We start from the raw sequence: 14,881 nt of genomic DNA, 5'->3' as shown, positions 1-14,881 counted from the left end.
GTTGAAAGCACCGGTCTTGAAAACCGGCATACGTTAATAGCGTATCTAGGGTTCAAATCCCTATCTCTCCGCCACTTTTAAAAAAACCGCTGTTCTTACAGCGGTTTTTTTGTATCTGCTGTTTTTTAACCGCTGTTATCGAAACTTCTAATTGATTTTTCTCTAGCTCTTTCTCCAAGTTTTTGCGTACCTACTTTGGGTTTAGTTTACGCAGTAATACCTTCAATCGAAGACATTTCCATACGTCTCATTTGGGCTTCAAATAGAGCTTTCTTAAGTCTCAACGTGGGATGCTTAAACGCATTTTGATAGAGTTCCAGTCTAAATACTGCGGATGCACTTGGAGAAAAAATGAAGCTACTTTACTGGTTAGATGAATGGCAAGCTCTTACTCAACAAGAACAAGAGATGGCTTTACCTATCTCTGGCTACGATTTACTTGATGATGTGTTTGTGAAGTATGAACTCGTCGATCTTAACAAGCCATTGTTGTTTACATTTTCTCCTTCCGGTACTGATGTGCAGGTACAAGATTTAACTCCGGATTTTTCTCCTTGGGGCTACGAGCTCGGAATACAACAACAAGTAAACATTATTGCCTTTCAACATTTAGGACAAAGTAATTGGTTCCGTAGTCGGAATTTGATTTTCTTTCTGGATCAGCTATCTGAGTTGCTTCATCCCTTCAAATGTCGTTTGGGTTATGGGCAAAGTCGAGGTGGCTTTGCAATTGGCGCGTTCGCTAACTTGCTGAAACTAGAACATCTTTTGTTGTTTTATCCTGTTAGCACTAAAAATAAAGCGTTAGTGCCTTGGGATGATCGGCCGAGTACTGAGCTTGCTCAGCAGTTTGCTTGGGAAAGCGGCTACCATGATCGAGATTTGGGCAATGCCAAAGGTTATATTATTTATGACCCATCCAATCGCATTGATCGTCTTCATGCTGAACGTTATCCAGAGCTTACCCATTTAAAAGTCGTCGGTATGGGACACGGCACTCAATCCACACAATTAGATAAATTAGAATTTTTTAATCTGGTGGCGCAGGAGTTTGTTCGCCATCAAACCTTAGATATTGACCAATTTAATAAGCAAATTCACGCTTTGTTTTAAAAGAGGACTGATATCAGAGTCCCCTGTAACCAGGGGGAGATGATCACACACTAAAAACTAGATTTTTAACACAATTGCTAGGCGCAATTTAGATGGAGGATTAATGAAGTTACTGTACTGGTTGGATGAATGGCTGGCTCTTTCTCGTGAAGAACAGCAAACCAGGCTACCGATGTCCGGGGAGGACTTACTTGATGATGTATTTGTTAAGTATGAGTTTGTCGACCGCAATAAACCGTTGTTGTTCACCTTTTCCCCTGCTGGTACGAATCTACAAGTACAGGACTTACACTCAGACTTTGCGCCTTGGGGCTATCGCTTAGCCCAGAAACAAAAAGTAAATATTATTTCATTTCAGCATCTTGGGAAAAGTAACTGGTTTCGCAGCCGTAATTTGATTTTCTTTCTAGAGCAGCTATCAACTTTACTTGAGCCTTTTGAATGTCGTTTAGGTTATGGGCTTAGCCGCGGTGGTTTTGCTATTGGTGCCTTTTCCAATCTATTAAAGTTGGATCAAGTATTGATGTTTCACCCGGTCAGCACAAAAAACAAAGTTTTGGTGCCATGGGATGATAGGCCAAGTACTGAACTAGCCCAACAATTTGATTGGGAAGGAAAGTATCACGACCTTGACCTTGGCGATGCAAAAGGCTACATCATTTATGATCCAACTAATGAAATCGACCGCCTTCACGCCAAACGCTACCCAGAGCTCACTCACTTAAGAGTCTTCGGGATGGGACATGGTACCCACGCGACGTATTTGAATAAATTCGGTTTTTATAAGCAAGTGGCTGTAGACTTTATACGTTATCAGAAGATAGATATAGCGCAGTTTCGTCATCAGACTAAAACGCTGCGATTAAAAGAAGATTACTATCAGTGCCTTAACAAGGCGAATGCGAGTTCACAGCATCGTTTGAACTTACTGAGTACCGCTCATAATGTGTTAATTGAAGAAAAGAAAGAACATGTGAAGGAGCATCAAGCGCAAATCGATATTCAGCCACTTGTTGATATTGCGATGAAGCATGAGCATGACAATCCGCAAGATGCAGTACAACTTTTGGAAGTGGCTCAGCAGTTAGTTCCGAATGACCCCGTTGTGGAGCACAAGTTGCAGCAACTGTCGTAACGTTGAGATGTAATGCGGACGATATTGGTCGAAATAGGTCAGTGGCTTTTGTCGCTGGCCTTTTTAATAGCTTATGGATTGATATTTCGATGAAATTTAATGAAGCAGTACAAAATAAAAAGCCCAAGCAAATGCTTAGGCTCCATAAATGTTAATGCGAGTTTTAAAATTCTTTTGGCGCAAAGCCTGTCATCACATCAAGGCGAAGTTCTTTACCAACTTTTGTTAATGGGTGAACGATTACTAAGCCGCGTACGCGTTTTTTTAGTTTGCCTATGTCCGCTTGTTCTGCTTTGGTGATTTCACGAGAGAAAGGCATATCAAGTAAGCTTTTACGTTCTTTGTTCAGCTCATAGTTTTGCTTGTGCTTTAACTGGTTAAGCTTTTTGGTCAGCTGTTCTACTTCATCCGTGAACTTTGTAATCATTTCGTGATCACCACGAGAACGTGCCGCATCAAGTTTACGTTGGCATGTATCTAAACGGTTGTGCAGCTTTTGAATATCAGTTTTTATGCTCATGGTAATTTGGCTCAAATTTTAAATAGTCGAGGAGTATAGCATAGCTGAGATCACACGCTCTACTATACTTCTCGATTGTCTGGCTTTAGTTAATCAGTTCATTGCCCGATACGTTACCAGAGAAAAAGGCTTCGACGTTATCAAGCGTCACAGAGGCAATATTATTAAGTGCTTCGTGAGTCAAGAATGCTTGGTGGCCAGTAAACAGCACGTTATGACAAGCCGATAAACGGCGGAAAACATCATCTACAATGACATCGTTAGATTTATCTTGGAAGAATAAGTCTTTTTCATTGTCATACACGTCTAGGCCAAGCGCACCAATCTTACCTTGTTTCAACGCTTCTATCGCCGCTAGTGAATCTAGCAACTCGCCTCGACTGGTGTTAATGATCATTACACCATCTTTCATTTGCGCGAAGGCTTTTTCGTTCAATAAGTGATAGTTTTCTTCACTCATTGGACAATGGAGAGAGATAACATCCGCATTAGCGTAGATTTCTTCAAGCGAACAGTAACGGGCTCCCATTTCTAGTGCTAATGGATTTTCGTAGGGGTCGTAGCAAAGCAGTTCCATGCCAAGCCCTTTGAAGATACGCATCGTCGCGATACCAATCTTACCCGTACCAATAACACCAACAGTTTTTCCGTAAAAGTTAAAGCCAACAAGACCTTCTAGCGAGAAGTTGGCGTCACGTGTGCGTTGGTAGGCCTTGTGAAGACGGCGGTTTAGGCACATCATTAAACCAACCGTGTGCTCTGCCACTGCTTCTGGTGAGTAAGCAGGAACTCGAACCACTTGTAAGCCTAGTTCTTTGGCTGCTTGTTGATCAACTTTATCATATCCCGCGCAGCGCATAGCAATAAGCTTGGTCCCGCCCAGAGAAAGCTGTTTAAGGACAGGAGCTGAAAGATCATCATTAACAAACGCACATACAACATCACTGCCGTGCGCCATCTTGGCTGTTTTTTCGGTTAGTCGGAAGTCGTGATAGTGAAATTCAAAATCGCGGTTATTTTTAATTTTATTAAAAGAGGCTTCGTCGTAGGATTTTGCACTAAAAAAAGCAATGTTAATCATGGTTCCCTCTCAAAAAGTGCGGACTTTATAAATAAATATGCTTATAAAGTAATGCAACTTAGCCGCAATGAATAGAGAAATCTTCTCTTTGACTTTTGTTGTATCAAATAACAATAAGAAGTACGCCTTTCAGCGAGTGCTATCTTACGGTTCCGCATTAGATACTGTTTGCTTTACGAGCATTAACTGACTAGCATTATCGCTCTTTTCTTGTTCACTTTATTAGCTTAGGCGTTACGACAATGTCAGTAAAATGGTGCTCTATGTTCTTGTGTTGTATGTTTGCTTCTGGCACTCACGCAGCTGTTGACCTCGTTAAAGTCGACAAGTCTAAGCGTCGAATGTATTTGATGGAACAAGGAGCAGTGCTAAAAGAATACCGAATTGCTTTAGGAGCGAACCCTCAAGGACATAAACAAGAAGAGGGAGACAATCGCACGCCAGAGGGCGAATACACTCTAGATTATGTTATAGAGGACTCTGCTTTTTATCGTTCTGTGCATATCAGTTACCCTGATGCGATTGATGCGTTGGAAGCGAAGCGCCGAGGTGTATCCCCTGGAGGGAACATCAAAATTCATGGCTTAAAAAACGGTGAGAGTCAGTTGCCGATTTACATCCAAAGTTTTGATTGGACTAATGGGTGTATTGCGATTACCAACGAGGAGATGGATGAATTTATCCAGCTTGTCGAGATGGGGACACCAATTCAGATTGAGTGGTAATAAAAGGTCCCCTTTAATGTTCTGGCTCTTATAGGCTATGGCATAAAGCGCTGTGGATGATCACTAAAAATACCGTCTAATTGAGGTAGGTATTTCAGTTTATTTGGATTGTTCACCGTATAGCACATCACTTTGTAACCGGCTTGTTGGAGTTTGTTTATCTGGCGAGTACGAACCCAGTTAATGTTTAGGTTGCAGCTATAGGCACTAACTTCTTCCAAAAGGCGTTTATCTTTTCTCGTAAAGAATTCACTTAACACACCCAATCGGTAGCCACTGCAGTATTTGTGCATCGCTCTAATGACGTCATGACTAAAGCTGGATAGGAGTACATTCTCTTGCGGCATTGGACTTTTTGCTAACGCATTGGCTAGAGTCTGCGCCACTTCTTCCGCTGGATGGTTGTCTACTTTAACTTCAATATTCAAGTTAAGCTTATTCTCAGTAGCTAAAGTGAGCAGTTCATCTAGTGTCAAGATCTTCTCGCCTGAAAAGTCTGTGCTAAACCAACTACCGAAATCTAATGCTTTTAACTCTTCCAGGGTGAGCTCATCAACACGCCCTTGTCCATTGCTGCATCGATTGACGGTATGATCATGGCAAACCACTAAAACATTATCTTTGGTAGGCTGTATATCCACTTCCACCCACTTTAATCCCAGGTCAATGGCTGCTTGAATGCTTATTTTTGTATTCTCAGGGTATGAACCTGCCACGCCACGGTGACCAATTAATAACGTTTCCATTCGCTTTATCTTTTGCTTTGCGGTTGCCAGATTGTACTCGTTTTTTCTATGAAGATATATCTAGGTGCATATTGTTAGGAACCTTTAGTACAAGTGAACATTAAACTCTAATTAGTACGTTGCTGCTTCTTGGACTGAGTCCTGTGGACTTAAAGCCTTAGAGTGTGTAGTTGTTTAATTGGTAAATGAGTAATAAAATGCGAACCATTTTTATTTGAATGGTGAGTGGTAATGTCACGAGTTTTGATAGTCGATGATGACGTTCCTTTGTGTGAGCTGTTAGAAGCGGTTTTGCAAGAGGAGGGCTACATCGTATCTTCTGTGCATTGCGGTGAAAGTGCGCTGCAATATATGGAAAAAACGCCTGTAGATCTTGTATTGCTTGATGTCATGTTACCAAACCTTAACGGCATGCAAGTTGCTCGTAGGATCTGTCAGCGCTTCGCGACACCTATTCTAATGCTTACCGCTCTCAACGATGAAAACTCGATGCTTGATGGTTACCAAGCGGGGGCCGATCAGTATATCGGAAAGCCCTTTAATGTCGCTGAGCTTCTAATGCGCATCAAAGCGATTCTTCGTCGTGTTGGCTTGGAACGTCAACGTCAGACGATGTGTAGTACCGTTCAAACGATCAGCGACCAGCTTAATAGCTTACCCCTCACAAGTACGGAAGCTGAACTATTGAGCTACTTGGTAAAAAACCAAGGAGTCGTGATTTCAAAAGCAGAGCTTCAAACTGAAGTGTTAAAGAAAGAGCTGAGTCCTTTTGATCGCAACCTTGATATGCACATCAGTAACATACGTCGCAAGTTAGTTGAAGCGGGGCTTTCCAAGCAACATATCAAAACCTTCCGTGGCAAAGGTTACAGTTATTTAGAGGCTGTAAACCGTTAATGAAGCTCCGATGTCCACCTTTTATTGCAAAACGTAAAGATAGCTTAGCGTTCAAGTTATTTAGTTGCATGACCGCAATTGTCATTAGTATTTTGGTCGTGCAATCCTTAGCGGAACAAGCTCTGGTGAAAGCCATGTTGAAAGTGCCCGATAGTGTACGAGAAGAAATGCTAGACCTTGCACATCAAGCCAATGTATTGATTGAGCACGGAGACATGGACGAACTTGCTGACTGGGCAAATGCGCAAAACTTTTATTTATTTGTGTTGAATGAACATCAGCAACCAGTTACGCACCGTCTGATGCATCCGCACTTCGAGTTCAAACTTCAATTTAAGAGAAGCATCGATGATCAACTTGAGGGGAAAGTGAATCGCCCCATCATCAATATTCCTTTAGTTCATGGCAATACTTTAGTGATTCAATTGCCACATCGACTGCACCCTGCAAATGACTTCATTCTGTATTTCTCTATTCTCAAAGTCGTGATTGCAGTGGTTATTTTGGCGCTCTTTTCGCTGCTAATGGCACGTAACTTACAGCAACCATTGGATCGATTGAGAGAAGCAAGCAAAAAGCTATCTAATGGCGATTTTAATGTCAGTGTCGTGAAAGAGCTGAAGTCGAGCACGCGTGAGTTTAACGAGTTAGCGCAAGATTTCGATCACATGACGCAACAGATTCATTCTCTCGCTGAAAAGCAGCGACTGCTTATAAGAGATGTCTCTCACGAATTGAGAACGCCGTTAGCGAGGCAGAACTTGGTTCTGCATCTTTTGCGAAAGCGTGTTGGAGAAAGTGAGCAAAGTCTAGTGACAAGGCTAGAAGATGAAGCAAAAGAGCTAAACCATTTGATCAGCGATATATTGGAGTTCAGTCGCTTGGAAAATGCGCGCTTCGACAAAGCCACGAAACGCTGTGATTTAGAAGTTTTGCTCTCCCCGCAAGTAGAGCGTTGCAAAATAGATTTGAAGCCAGAACAGACGTTGTCTTTCCGCTCAGAAGCTGTATGTGCTAAAGCTTTTTGTGAAGAAACGCTCGTCATTCGTTGTTTGAACAATCTTATTGGTAATGCCATTAAATATTCAGGACAAGCATCTCAGATAGAAGTTTCTCTGGAAAATTATGTCAAAGAAGGGCAGCAGTTCACCATAATGTCAGTATCTGATGATGGTCCTGGTATTCCAGATAACAAGCTGGTCGATATTTTTGATCCGTTTACACGCTTAGATGCTTCTAGAGATAAAAAGCTTGGTGGCTACGGTTTAGGTCTTGCGATTGTCAAAGAATCCATGCGTATTATGGGTGGAGCAGTTACGGCGAAAAACCGTGAGCAAGGTGGTCTGAGGGTTACTTTAGTGTTCAAGCAATAAGTATGATTAAGTCGTAATTTTTGTGACTAATATCACATTGTCATAGCGCGTAATCAGAGAGTACTTTACAAAAGTTTGCAAATGCAAAGAATGTAAATTTAATGCAAATGGTAATACTTATCACTTATATTCACCCGCGAAATAATTAAGAGGGAATCGCATTCAACAAGTATGTGGCCCGAAAAATAATAATCGGAGTGAAAGGATATGTTTACTAAGAGCCATTTGGCGTTAGTGATCGGTGCGGTGTTAGCAACACCTGCAGTGGCGGAAGTTCAAACAGACGAACATGTAGTTGTAGAAGGTCGAGAGTTCGGCTACAAGGCGGATATAAACAGTACAGCAATGCGCATGGAAATGACGCAGCTGGAAACGCCGGGACAAGTAGCGGTTATCGATGAAACGGTAATTGATGAGCAGCGTGCAAGTACACTTGGTGAAGTGCTACGTAACGATGCAAGTGTTAGCGCGGGTGGTACAAGCCGTAACCGCGAACGTTTCTCTCTACGTGGTTTTGAACTTAGCAGTTCAGACGGTTTTCTTCGTGATGGCCGTCAACACTGGTCACACTACCGTCAGCCAATTGAGCTTTTAGAGCGTGTTGAAGTGCTTAAAGGTCCATCAGGTCTGCTATACGGTAAATCTGAGCCGGGTGGCTTGGTAAACATGGTTTCGAAAAAACCAACAACTCAAACACAAGCAAGTTTGAGTCAAGATCTAGGTTCGAATGATCACTCACGCACTGTGCTTGATGTGAGTGGCGCGCTAAATGATGCAGAGACACTGCGAGCGCGCGCAATTTTTGCCAAAGAAAGCTACGGCTCTTGGCGCAGGTACGGTGATGGCACTGAGCCTAAAACAGATCGTACGGTAGCGGGCCTAGTGGTTGAGTACGACATCACCGACAACTTTATGGTATCGGCTCATTACGATCGCACGAAAGACGATGGTAGCGTAGACTCTGGCGCATACATTGTTGATGGCAAAGCGGTTCGCGGTGATAAGTACATTTGGGATGCGCAGTGGTCTGAAATTGATAACGAAGTAGAAAACTACGGTGTCGATATTAATGCGCAAGTCACGGATAACGTGAACGTAAAAGCAGGTTACAACCGTCAAGACTTTAAGCGTTTTGATGTGGAGTCTTACCCAGGTTTCGAAACTTATGACCAAGATACTAAGATCGACCATTCTGGTAACGAACGCAAAGATAATTGGGTGTTTGATACTGCATATATAGATGTGACGACGGACTTTTCTCTGTTTGGTACAGATAACACGTTTTTGGTAGGTGCGAACTATCTAGAGTATACCTATGACCGTTTCCAAAAGTATTACAACCCTATAAGTATAGAAGCCGGTCAGACAGTGCCTCGTCCTGGGTACTCTGGGAAAGTTAAACAGTCCACAAGCGAGCACGATACTTGGGGTATCTACGCGCAAAATATGATGACGATTAATGATTACTGGCAAGTGCTTGCAGGTGTTCGTTATGACGAAAAGCGTGATGATGACCTGACCGAAAACCAGGTTTCTCCAAAATTTGGTGTAATTTTCCACCCAGCGACGAATGGCTCGGTTTACGTTCAGTACTCTGAAAGCTTTATGCCGCAAGGTGAAGTCAGCAGTGGTCGTGGCAAAAAGTATATCAATGATGGTGAGAAGCTAGACGCAGAGCGTGGTATCTCTTACGAGATCGGAACTAAGTGGGAACTGTTTGATCAGCGCTTATTTGTATCTGGTGCTGTGTTTGATATCACGTTAGAGAACATCTCGCTGGATGTTGAAAGCGGCAAAGACGCGGGCGGCAATCTCCTACACAAGAAAACGCAAGGTGGTGAGCAAGTTCACAAAGGTGCTGAGTTAATGGCTCAAGGTTTTGTGACCCCAGAGTTGTCGCTAACGGCTTCTGCAATGTATTTGGATGCAGAGTTGACGAAAGCGGATAAAAAATTCGAGGGTAACCGCCCTGTAGACGTGCCAGAGTTCTCGGCAAGTCTATGGTCTAGCTACAAGGTTCAAGACAACACTAACTTAAACCTTGGTTTGATTTATGAAGGTGATCGCTACGGTGATGCAAAGAACACCTTCAAGAAAGATGGCTACGCTCGCGTTGATATGGGCGTGTCATACAAACATAAGTACGATGAAAACTTGGATATCATTGCTCGATTCAATGTCGAGAATTTATTCGATACCGACTACTTCGCAGGTGGTGGTAGCACGAATAGCGAGCAAAAAGGTGCGAGTGGGGTTGTGGTTGGAGAAAGCCGCAACTACATGGCAACAATCCAGTTCAAGTACTGATAACAATTTGATTATTAGAGGGGAAGGGTAGTCTTCCCCTTTGGTCGTTTTTGGAACACAGAAATATAACTCGTATGAATCTAATGAAATCAAGTATCGCTCTGTTGATATCATCGGTTTTGATTCCCGCTCACGCGGCGAACTTAAACGATGCACAAGCTGTGCAGAGTAAAACAAACCAGTCGTCGGCGGTAAGCCAAAAACGTATTGATGCAAGCGCAGAAAAATCACTTACTCTAGAAGCTGAAATTGAGCAGCTGCAAGAGGAAGTCGGTAACTTGAAGATTTATCGCGATCATCTTGCAAGCCTTGTTGAAAGTCAAAATCAAGAAGTTGATAGCTTGAACGAGCAAATTGAGCAGATTGCTCAAACTCGTCAAGGTGTCGTGCCTTTGATGTATCACATGCTTGAGGGCTTAAAAGTGCTCGTCGCTAACGACAAGCCTATACGCAAAGCGCAACGTGAGGAGCGAATTGCAAAGCTGGATTCCATGATGACGCGTGCAGACGTTGCGGATGCAGAGAAGTTTCGTCGTATTTTAGAAGCGTACCAAATTGAAATGGATTACGGCACCAAGCTTGGCGTTTACCAAGGCAAGATTAACCTAGGTGACAATGAAGCTGTGGAGGCGGACATTCTCTATTTAGGCCGTTTGTCTTTGGTAGCGCGTAGCTTATCTGGTGACACATTTTGGAGCTGGTCACAGCAACAACAAGCATGGCAACAAGTGGGTTCTGAGCAAAAATCAGAGCTAGACAAAGCGTTCGCTATGGCGAATAAACAGATCGCGCCGAGTATGTTGACTCTGCCAGTGTCGTTAACCGCTGCGGAGGGCAAATAAATGATGAAAAAATGGTTATCGGTTGCATTAATCTCGACAGCCGCATTAATGCCTTATACAACTTTTGCTAGTGATGCGTTGTTACAAAAGGCGCAGCAAGAAAATCGTCAACAGCAATCGCACAATGTCGCGCGTGAATCAGGTTTTAAGCAAACAGAGCAAGACCTACAGGCTATAAAGAATAAATTGGTGGCAGAGCGTGCTGCTCTTCAAGCAGAGGCGGACTCATTAAGTGTTACCTTCGGTGAAAATGAAGCAGAACTGGCACAGCTAGAAGAAAAGTTGCGTCTAGAAACCGGGAGCCTAGGTGAGTTATTTGGCGTCGTTCGCCAGAACGCAAAAGAGCTAGAGTCTGAGCTAAAAAGCTCAGTAACCGGTGTAGATGCAAACTCATATCAGAAAGATATCGATGCTATTGTTGCGGCTAAATCACTGCCAACGTTGACCCAACTTCAGGCGATGTGGCGCAGCATGGAAGAACAAATCAAAGCAAGCGGTGAAATGGCAAACGTCTCTTTCACACTGCTAAATGGCGAGGGTCGTGAACAAACGGTTAGTGGTGTTCGTCTTGGTTCTATGGCGCTGCTGGATGACACTGGCTACGTTAAGTGGAATGGTCAACGCGGAGATGCGGTAAACTATCTTCGTCAGCCTGAAAGCGGTCCAACAGCGAATACTATTTCCTCTGGTGACATTGATGCGCTTGTCATAGATCCGTCACGTGGCATTCTTCTTGAGCAGCTCGCAAACTCACCGACTTTGGCTGATCGCCTAAATGCGGGTGGCGTTGTCGGCAAAATCATCCTTGGTTTATTGGCTATCGGCCTATTGATTGCGCTCGTACGTGGTGCATCTCTGATGATTTCGCGCCAGAAAATCATGAAGCAACTGAAAACCCCAGCGCAGCCAGGAAACAACCCTTTGGGTCGCGTGCTTGCGGTATACCAGAAAGACAAGCATCGCAGCGTAGAAGCGTTAGAACTACGTCTTTTGGAAGCCGTTGTTGATGAGCAAACCCACCTAGAAAAAGGGTTGTCGATGCTTAAGCTTCTTGCTGCTCTAGCTCCTATGCTTGGCCTACTAGGCACGGTAACGGGTATGATCGAAACCTTCCAAGTCATCACTCAATTTGGTAATGGTGATCCGAAAGTAATGGCGGGTGGCATTTCGATGGCACTTGTGACTACCGTACTTGGCCTTGTTTCAGCCATGCCTTTGCTATTAGCGCACAACGTATTGAGCTCTCAAGCAGAAAATATTCGCAGTATCTTAGAAAAACAAGGCATCGGTTTAGTTGCAGAACAAGCTGAGCGTGATATGCCGAATAACAAAAGTCACTCTAACACCTTAGCGGAGAACGCAGCGTAATGGAGCAGATCCTACTCAGCACATTGGGTTTGATCAGTGAGGATTGGGCCACAACCTTGATGAGCTTTATGCAGCAAGGTGGTCAAATCCTATGGTGGCTGGCCGCCGTCGTGGCGGTGTGCTGGCTGTTGGTTATGGAGCGAGTTATTTATCTCACAACGGTTTTCCCTGGGGTAAAAAAACAGCTTTGTGAGCAGTGGCACGCAAGATCAGAGCACCACTCTTGGTACGCGCATCAAATCCGTGAAGGATGGATTGCAAAAGCGCAAATCGAACTACGCCAAAACCTATCGACTATTAAGCTACTTGTGGCGGTTTGCCCAATGCTAGGGTTGTTAGGGACGGTGACAGGCATGATTACGGTGTTTGACGTAATGGCATCGCAAGGCAGCAGCAATCCGAAATTGATGGCTTCTGGTATCTCACTTGCTACGCTGCCAACCATGGCAGGTATGGTAGCAGCGCTTGCGGGCATGTTTATTCATGCTCGCCTTAGCAAAGTGTGTGAACGAAAAGCTATCCAGTTAGAACAATCTTTAAGGAGTCAAAAGTGAGACTCGGACGCAGACCTAACCAACAAGATGAAGCTCAAGTCGATTTAACCTCGATGCTTGATATCGTCTTCATCATGTTGATCTTCTTCATTGTGACCAGTTCGTTTGTACGTGAATCCGGTGTAGAAGTGAATCGCCCCCAGGCTTCTAATGTAGTAAGTCAAAAAGACGCGGGCATTTTTATCGCAGTAACGGCAGCGAATGATGTGTACATTGACAAACGAGTGGTTGATATTGAGCGTGTTGAGGCCTCTATTGAGCACCTGTTACTTGATCAACCTGATGCCTCGTTAGTTATCCAAGCTGACGAGCATGCTTACAATGGCACTGTCGTGAAAGTGATGGACGCTGCAAAGGCGGCGGGTGTGAAGAACATTGCATTGGCGGCGGAGAAACCTTAATGGGCAGGCTGTTACTTGCACTACCAGCATCACTGTTAATTTCTGTGAGCTTGTTTAGCTTTATGGCGTGGATGGTTGATAAAGGCAACCAGCGTGCACCAGAAGCTTCAGAAGCCGTTCGTTTTGATATGGTGATGGTAGAGAATGAAGCAGACGTGCAGCGTCGTCAACGTTCAGTGCCGGAGCAACCAGAACCACCTCAAGCGCCGGAGCCAATGGATCTATCTCAAGCTGATACTCAAATGGAACCAATGAGTCAGATGACGCCAGTCAGTGCTTTAGGTTTAAACACTGCCCTTGAAGGCATTGCGATTAGCGCCCCAAACTTGAAGGGAACAATGGGCAACCAGCAAGCACTGCCGTTGTATCGTGTTGATCCTCGCTATCCAAGTAAGGCGCTGAAACGTAGAGTGGAAGGTTATGTCATTATGCGTTTCACGATCGATGCAACTGGACGACCAAAAGATATTGAAGTGATCGAGGCTGAGCCCGAGCGCATGTTTGAAAGGGAAGCAATCCGTGCGCTTAAAAAATGGAAGTATCAGCCAAAAGTTGAGGATGGTGTGTCAATTGAGCAGTTCGGACAAACCGCTAAAGTGGAGTTCAAGTTAGCCAAATGATGAAAAAATTCTTAATCGGTACGGTATTAAGCCTGAGTGCACTCTCAACCATTGCCAGTGAGTTAAGCCAATACACCGCAGCGAGAGTTCAACGAGCACATAACTTGGCTCAAGAAGAGAAACTGAAAGAAGCGATTTCATCTCTTGAGGCTATGGAGCTTTCTCGTGGATATGACCAAGCTTATGTCGCTCGAATGTTGGGTATTTTTTACTGGCAGAACGAGCAAACTCAAGCGGCGATTAAGCAACTTGAGTTGGCAGTCAATAGTGGTTTGCTACAAGATGAGCAAGCATGGCAAACCCGAAAAATGTTGGCTGATATACTACTAAACGAGCAACGTTTTTCTAAGGCTTTACCTCATTACTATGCCTTGAGCAAAAACATTCCTAAAGGTCAAAAAGCGCATGAGCTATGGCTGCGTATTTCCCAATCTCATTATCAACTGAGTCAGTGGCAAAAAGTGCTTTCAGCAATGGCTCGTTATGAGAAATTTGGTCAGCCAGACAAGCTTGGCGCATTGTCGATAAAGCTTTCTGCTGAGCTAGAACTGAAAAAGTGGAAGCCGGCAATCTCGACCATCAAACGCTTAATCGTGATTGAACCTGAGCGAATTGAATGGTGGCGTCAGCTTGTTGCTCTATACCTACGGGTTGATGACAACAAACGTGCCCTAGACTCTTTGGCGTTGGCAAAACTGAAAGGGTTACAACTTAGCCAAGATGACTTAAAGCTGCTGGCACAATTGTACGCGAAACGAGGTATTCCTGAGAGAGCTGCGTTGGTGATGAACGAGCTAGAGGATGTAAACTCGAATAGTAAGCTAAAAGCTCAGCAAGCAACGTATTGGCAAATGGCAAAAGAGTGGGAAGAGTCTATTGATAGCTGGCGTATTGCAGCTCAGCTAGATAGGCAGTATTACTGGAACTATTCTCAACTGTTGGTGCAAGAAGGCCATTATAAAGATGCCATTGCCGCGCTCGATAAGGTCAGAGGTCGTAAAGCGGATGTTGCACTTATCAAAACTCGCGCTTACTACAAACTTAAGCGGTTTGACGATGCGCTCGCTAATGCCAAAAGAGCGAATGAGATTAAGCCATCGAATCAGGCAAAGAGTTGGGTTAAGTATCTATCACAGCTACGCAAAGTAGAATCGACGCAGAACTCATAGCGAACATTTTTATTAAATACCCGAGCTCAG

General features: G+C 44.0%; 15 protein-coding genes. 12 read left to right on the top strand and 3 right to left on the bottom strand.

Translation table 11 applies throughout. From position 1 onward, the window contains the following. Nucleotides 1-351 precede the first annotated feature (351 nt). Nucleotides 352-1,113 carry a hypothetical protein gene (locus tag R7093_RS09245; RefSeq protein WP_047102845.1) on the top strand — a complete coding sequence of 254 codons (762 nt, stop codon included), beginning with the start codon at nucleotides 352-354 and terminating at the stop codon, nucleotides 1,111-1,113. Nucleotides 1,114-1,216: 103 nt separating this feature from the next. Further along, the gene (locus R7093_RS09240; RefSeq protein ID WP_005393521.1) at nucleotides 1,217-2,248 is read left to right on the top strand and encodes a hypothetical protein; all 1,032 of its coding nucleotides are present in this window, start codon (nucleotides 1,217-1,219) and stop codon (nucleotides 2,246-2,248) included. A 163-nt stretch (nucleotides 2,249-2,411) separates the two neighbouring features. Here R7093_RS09240 and R7093_RS09235 read toward each other — a convergent pair whose 3' ends face one another. Together R7093_RS09235 and R7093_RS09230 are read right to left on the bottom strand one after the other, a co-directional pair. Continuing rightward, nucleotides 2,412-2,768 (bottom strand): YibL family ribosome-associated protein, encoded by a 357-nt coding sequence (locus R7093_RS09235; RefSeq protein WP_005374274.1) that lies wholly within the window; start codon nucleotides 2,766-2,768, stop codon nucleotides 2,412-2,414. Nucleotides 2,769-2,853: 85 nt separating this feature from the next. Continuing rightward, the gene (locus R7093_RS09230) at nucleotides 2,854-3,849 is read right to left on the bottom strand and encodes a 2-hydroxyacid dehydrogenase (RefSeq protein ID WP_017635547.1); all 996 of its coding nucleotides are present in this window, start codon (nucleotides 3,847-3,849) and stop codon (nucleotides 2,854-2,856) included. 242 nt (nucleotides 3,850-4,091) lie between these two features. On the opposite strand from R7093_RS09230, the gene R7093_RS09225 reads away from it, so the two are divergent. Next, nucleotides 4,092-4,574, top strand: coding sequence for a murein L,D-transpeptidase family protein (locus tag R7093_RS09225; protein WP_047102844.1), 483 nt, complete (start codon nucleotides 4,092-4,094; stop codon nucleotides 4,572-4,574). A gap of 35 nt (nucleotides 4,575-4,609) precedes the next feature. Here the strand turns inward: R7093_RS09225 and R7093_RS09220 are convergent, their stop codons facing one another. After that, a complete protein-coding gene (locus R7093_RS09220) occupies nucleotides 4,610-5,320 on the bottom strand; it encodes a glycerophosphodiester phosphodiesterase family protein (RefSeq protein WP_047102843.1) in 711 nt (236 codons plus the stop codon). Nucleotides 5,321-5,551: 231 nt separating this feature from the next. On the opposite strand from R7093_RS09220, the gene R7093_RS09215 reads away from it, so the two are divergent. The 9 genes from R7093_RS09215 to R7093_RS09175 all read left to right on the top strand — a co-directional run bounded on the left by R7093_RS09215 (nucleotide 5,552) and on the right by R7093_RS09175 (nucleotide 14,851). After that, nucleotides 5,552-6,217, top strand: coding sequence for a response regulator transcription factor (locus tag R7093_RS09215; protein ID WP_005386018.1), 666 nt, complete (start codon nucleotides 5,552-5,554; stop codon nucleotides 6,215-6,217). After that, nucleotides 6,217-7,590, top strand: a complete 1,374-nt coding sequence (locus R7093_RS09210) for a sensor histidine kinase (protein ID WP_047102842.1) — start codon at nucleotides 6,217-6,219, stop codon at nucleotides 7,588-7,590. The genes R7093_RS09215 and R7093_RS09210 overlap by 1 nt, the downstream gene beginning before the upstream one ends. Before the next feature lie 207 nt (nucleotides 7,591-7,797). Beyond that, nucleotides 7,798-9,897, top strand: coding sequence for a TonB-dependent siderophore receptor (locus R7093_RS09205; protein ID WP_047102841.1), 2,100 nt, complete (start codon nucleotides 7,798-7,800; stop codon nucleotides 9,895-9,897). A 74-nt stretch (nucleotides 9,898-9,971) separates the two neighbouring features. After that, the gene (locus R7093_RS09200) at nucleotides 9,972-10,739 is read left to right on the top strand and encodes a DUF3450 domain-containing protein (RefSeq protein ID WP_005374260.1); all 768 of its coding nucleotides are present in this window, start codon (nucleotides 9,972-9,974) and stop codon (nucleotides 10,737-10,739) included. After that, nucleotides 10,740-12,107, top strand: coding sequence for a MotA/TolQ/ExbB proton channel family protein (locus R7093_RS09195; RefSeq protein ID WP_042523423.1), 1,368 nt, complete (start codon nucleotides 10,740-10,742; stop codon nucleotides 12,105-12,107). Then, nucleotides 12,107-12,661, top strand: coding sequence for a MotA/TolQ/ExbB proton channel family protein (locus tag R7093_RS09190; protein ID WP_017819708.1), 555 nt, complete (start codon nucleotides 12,107-12,109; stop codon nucleotides 12,659-12,661). The genes R7093_RS09195 and R7093_RS09190 overlap by 1 nt, the downstream gene beginning before the upstream one ends. Beyond that, nucleotides 12,658-13,062 (top strand): ExbD/TolR family protein, encoded by a 405-nt coding sequence (locus tag R7093_RS09185; RefSeq protein WP_005374257.1) that lies wholly within the window; start codon nucleotides 12,658-12,660, stop codon nucleotides 13,060-13,062. The genes R7093_RS09190 and R7093_RS09185 overlap by 4 nt, the downstream gene beginning before the upstream one ends. Then, nucleotides 13,062-13,682 (top strand): energy transducer TonB, encoded by a 621-nt coding sequence (locus R7093_RS09180; protein WP_005374256.1) that lies wholly within the window; start codon nucleotides 13,062-13,064, stop codon nucleotides 13,680-13,682. The genes R7093_RS09185 and R7093_RS09180 overlap by 1 nt, the downstream gene beginning before the upstream one ends. Beyond that, complete coding sequence (locus tag R7093_RS09175; protein ID WP_017635539.1) at nucleotides 13,679-14,851, top strand: tetratricopeptide repeat protein; 1,173 nt, start codon at nucleotides 13,679-13,681, stop codon at nucleotides 14,849-14,851. Before R7093_RS09180 ends, R7093_RS09175 begins: the two co-directional genes overlap by 4 nt. Nucleotides 14,852-14,881 lie beyond the last annotated feature (30 nt).

It is taken from the genome of Vibrio sp. 1580, assembly GCF_033340055.1.
This window is presented reverse-complemented; position numbering and strand designations above follow the sequence as displayed.

Excerpts from the sequence above, each read along its gene's own strand:
- R7093_RS09245 (WP_047102845.1), top strand. The coding sequence starts at position 352 with ATGAAGCTACTTTACTGGTTAGATGAATGGCAAGCTCTTACTCAACAA.
- R7093_RS09240 (WP_005393521.1), top strand. The coding sequence starts at position 1,217 with ATGAAGTTACTGTACTGGTTGGATGAATGGCTGGCTCTTTCTCGTGAA.
- R7093_RS09235 (WP_005374274.1), bottom strand. The coding sequence starts at position 2,768 with ATGAGCATAAAAACTGATATTCAAAAGCTGCACAACCGTTTAGATACA.
- R7093_RS09230 (WP_017635547.1), bottom strand. The coding sequence starts at position 3,849 with ATGATTAACATTGCTTTTTTTAGTGCAAAATCCTACGACGAAGCCTCT.
- R7093_RS09225 (WP_047102844.1), top strand. The coding sequence starts at position 4,092 with ATGTCAGTAAAATGGTGCTCTATGTTCTTGTGTTGTATGTTTGCTTCT.
- R7093_RS09220 (WP_047102843.1), bottom strand. The coding sequence starts at position 5,320 with ATGGAAACGTTATTAATTGGTCACCGTGGCGTGGCAGGTTCATACCCT.
- R7093_RS09215 (WP_005386018.1), top strand. The coding sequence starts at position 5,552 with ATGTCACGAGTTTTGATAGTCGATGATGACGTTCCTTTGTGTGAGCTG.
- R7093_RS09210 (WP_047102842.1), top strand. The coding sequence starts at position 6,217 with ATGAAGCTCCGATGTCCACCTTTTATTGCAAAACGTAAAGATAGCTTA.
- R7093_RS09205 (WP_047102841.1), top strand. The coding sequence starts at position 7,798 with ATGTTTACTAAGAGCCATTTGGCGTTAGTGATCGGTGCGGTGTTAGCA.
- R7093_RS09200 (WP_005374260.1), top strand. The coding sequence starts at position 9,972 with ATGAATCTAATGAAATCAAGTATCGCTCTGTTGATATCATCGGTTTTG.
- R7093_RS09195 (WP_042523423.1), top strand. The coding sequence starts at position 10,740 with ATGATGAAAAAATGGTTATCGGTTGCATTAATCTCGACAGCCGCATTA.
- R7093_RS09190 (WP_017819708.1), top strand. The coding sequence starts at position 12,107 with ATGGAGCAGATCCTACTCAGCACATTGGGTTTGATCAGTGAGGATTGG.
- R7093_RS09180 (WP_005374256.1), top strand. The coding sequence starts at position 13,062 with ATGGGCAGGCTGTTACTTGCACTACCAGCATCACTGTTAATTTCTGTG.
- R7093_RS09175 (WP_017635539.1), top strand. The coding sequence starts at position 13,679 with ATGATGAAAAAATTCTTAATCGGTACGGTATTAAGCCTGAGTGCACTC.